This is a genomic window from Pedobacter sp. 01T416_2 (assembly GCF_056398925.1).
Window position 1 is genome coordinate 1 of record NZ_JBFTQI010000696.1, and the last position, 3,175, is coordinate 3,175.

The 3,175-nt window shown below is 35.2% G+C and carries 5 protein-coding genes; 3 read left to right on the top strand and 2 right to left on the bottom strand.

Annotation, left to right across the window (positions count from 1 at the left end; translation table 11 throughout):
• The 3 genes from AC1DPQ_RS22615 to AC1DPQ_RS22625 all read left to right on the top strand — a co-directional run.
• Nucleotides 1-572 (top strand): ZIP family metal transporter (locus AC1DPQ_RS22615; protein ID WP_477610948.1); only part of this gene is annotated, 572 nt, incomplete at its 5' end.
• A 129-nt stretch (nucleotides 573-701) separates the two neighbouring features.
• Nucleotides 702-1,307 carry a Uma2 family endonuclease gene (locus AC1DPQ_RS22620; RefSeq protein ID WP_477584872.1) on the top strand — a complete coding sequence of 202 codons (606 nt, stop codon included), beginning with the start codon at nucleotides 702-704 and terminating at the stop codon, nucleotides 1,305-1,307.
• 70 nt (nucleotides 1,308-1,377) lie between these two features.
• On the top strand, nucleotides 1,378-1,983 hold the full coding sequence (locus tag AC1DPQ_RS22625; protein ID WP_477584873.1) for a Uma2 family endonuclease: 606 nt from the start codon (nucleotides 1,378-1,380) through the stop codon (nucleotides 1,981-1,983).
• Between the two features lie 47 nt (nucleotides 1,984-2,030).
• Here AC1DPQ_RS22625 and AC1DPQ_RS22630 read toward each other — a convergent pair whose 3' ends face one another.
• Nucleotides 2,031-2,177, bottom strand: a complete 147-nt coding sequence (locus AC1DPQ_RS22630) for a DUF5522 domain-containing protein (protein WP_477584874.1) — start codon at nucleotides 2,175-2,177, stop codon at nucleotides 2,031-2,033.
• 123 nt (nucleotides 2,178-2,300) lie between these two features.
• Nucleotides 2,301-3,175, bottom strand: an 875-nt coding sequence (locus tag AC1DPQ_RS22635) for an exonuclease (protein WP_477610949.1), incomplete at its 5' end; no start/stop codon positions are given.

Consider the following 3,175-nt stretch of genomic DNA (forward strand, 5'->3'; position numbering starts at 1 on the left):
ATTTAATTCCTGACGCTTACAGCGGACCCGACAAATGGCAGATTGGTGTTTTCATCCTAATTGGTTTTTTATTACAGATCTTCTTGGAGCAATTTTCAGAAGGTGTAGAACATGGGCACATTCATAAACATCACGACGGGCATGTTTTTCCCTTTGGGATTATGATCAGTTTGTGTTTGCATGCTTTTTTAGAGGGGATGCCTTTAGCCAAAGAACAGCACAATGAGCTGATTTTCGGAATTTCACTACACCACATCCCAGCTGCTTTTGCGCTGGCAAGCATATTAATGCAAAACCATTATAAGAAAAGCAGTATTATATTTTATCTGATTGTATTTGCGATCATGGCACCTCTGGGCTTTTATGTAAGTGTTGGCTTAAGCAATGGCACTATTGGAGGCATTGATGCTTATTTCAATAAAATTATGGGTATTGTGATCGGTATTTTCTTACATATTTCTACCACCATCTTATTCGAATCGAGTGCCGATCATAAAATCAATACCCGCAAAATGATTGCCGTTTTATTGGGGATTGGTGTAGCATTAATTGGTTTCTTTGCAGGACATTAATTCAATTGGCAGTTCTTGGTTGGCAATTTGCAGTTAACCGATTTAAACAGTTAACCAACCAATATCCGTTTTAAACGTTTAATCGTTTATACATTTAACTTTTGTGAATAAACATCTGTAAATTAGTATATGGATGAGATTGTAAATGAACCTGCTGTAGCTTACCAAAAAAGGCATTATACTATTGAGGAATACCTGGAGATGGAAAAAGCATCAACAGTAAAGCACGAATATTTCCAGGGCGAGGTATTTGCTATGTCTGGTGCAAGTGAAAATCATAACTGGATGTTCACCAATATTTTCCTAGCAGTTGGCAGTAAACTAAAAGGAAAGTCGTGTTACATTTTCGGAAGTGATATGAGAATGAATATTCCTGAGAATACGTTGTTCACTTATCCTGATATCTCTATCTATTGTAATAATTATTTGCATAGTGAATTTGATGAAGACACAGCAATTTTACCAACTGTGATTATTGAAATCCTGTCACCTTCAACCAAAAATTACGACAAAGGGAAAAAATTTAACCTATATAAAGATATTCCATCATTAAAAGAATACATTATGATTGATTCAGAATCAGTATTCGTAGAGGCCTATTATATTAATGATGAACAGCATTGGGTACTCAACAAACATGAAGAGATTTATGATACGCTAAATCTTATTTCGATGGGATTCGGCGTAGCCTTAACCGATATTTACAACCATGTTTCCTTTAACGCCGCAATGTGATTCCGTTTGCAATTTCAACTGGGCAATTTTAAACAATTAACCTTTCGGACAAAATTCAATAAATTTATATATGGACGAAATTGTAAATGAACCAGCTGTAGCTTATCAAAAAAGAAGTTATACTGTTAAAGAATATCTTGAGATGGAAAAAGCATCAACAGTAAAGCACGAGTATTTCCAAGGAGAGGTATTTGCAATGTCTGGTGCCGGTGATAATCACAACGAGATTTTTAGCAATTTTTTTGGAGAAATAGTTCAAAAACTTAAAGGCAAACCCTGCAGGCCTTATGGAAGTGATAAACGAATGAATATTCCTGAGAATACTTTATTTACCTATCCTGACATATCGATTTATTGTAATGGATTAATACATAGTGATGTTGATGAAGACACCTCAATTTTACCAACTGTGATTATTGAAATCCTGTCACCTTCAACCAAAAATTACGACAAAGGGAAAAAATTTAACCTGTATAAAGATATTCAATCATTAAAAGAATACATTATGATCGATTCGGAATCTATTTCGATTGAAGCTTATTACATTAATGAAGAAAAAAACTGGGCACTCAATCAACACAAGGAGATATCTGATAGACTAACTCTTGTTTCGATGGGTTTTGATATAGCGCTAAGCGATATTTATGATCATGTTCGCTTTAATAAGGAGGAATGAGTTTGTAGATAAAAATTGAGAAATGTAAACTGAAATTGCCAACTACATTACTTCTTTTCTTTCTTCTTCCCATAACCCCATGGGCAGTGCTTACATTTATTCTTGCAGCAATAACCACGTTTTAAATGGTAGGCTTCTGTAAAAACCATTAGTCCATCTTTGTTAAAGTAAAAATCTTCGCCTTCTTTTAACATAATTATTGAATGACAGGATTTTGAATGAGTGAATTATGGAATGATTGAATATTAAATGAGGGAATGTTTTTTAATTCGTCTTAGCTTCATTCAATCATTCTCTAACGCTATCAGTCAATCATTTTATCCATTAAGTATTTTAACCTCAAGTTTGTTTTTAAAATAATCTTTAAGCTGTTTACCATCACCATGTAAAGTCCATACTTGTTTTGGTTTAACTTTTTCTATGGTTTCTAAAATTGCATCCCAATCAGCGTGGTCAGAAATATAAAGTGAAATTCCGTTTTGTTGTTGCAGGTTCTTCCATCCAGAGGCAAAGGCGCGTACTACATTAATCGCCTTATGGTAACTGTGAAAAACCATTGGCGGCACAATATAAACCTGATGCTCTTGATTATTTTTCATCACCTTTCTATCGTACATTTTGTAATGCCCTACTTTCATTCCGTAATCTTCGTAGATTTTAACAAAGGGCATAATACTATGGTGAACCATAATATTCTTCGTGGGGCAATGCGCGTTGAGCAGTTGGATAATCCGCTGGCTTTTACCCAATGCATAAGAACCAAGCATGATATTCGCATTGGTTTCGTTTAGCTTTTTAATTTCATCTATTGGTGAAGGGTGTTTAGTTTCTGGATTAGCAAAGGTGCTTTCCGTAATCAACACATCTGCTTCAGCAAATTCGAAAGGCTCACAGGTATTATCAGGCTCAATCTTATAATCGCCAGTATAGAGGTATTTTACCCCCTTATACTCCATTAAAACCTGTGCAGAGCCCAAAATATGGCCCGCAGAATAGAAAGTAATGGTAACGTCTTTTATTTTGAAGGGTTCGTGATAATTTTTGGTAAAAAAATCGACCGCGGCAAATTTGCGGTAACGGTGTTTCATAAAAGTTGCGGTAGCAGCAATACAGTATACATTTTGGCTTCCTCCAATAGCATGATCGCCGTGTGCATGTGAAACTACCGCTTCTTTAACTGGCTGTTGTGGAT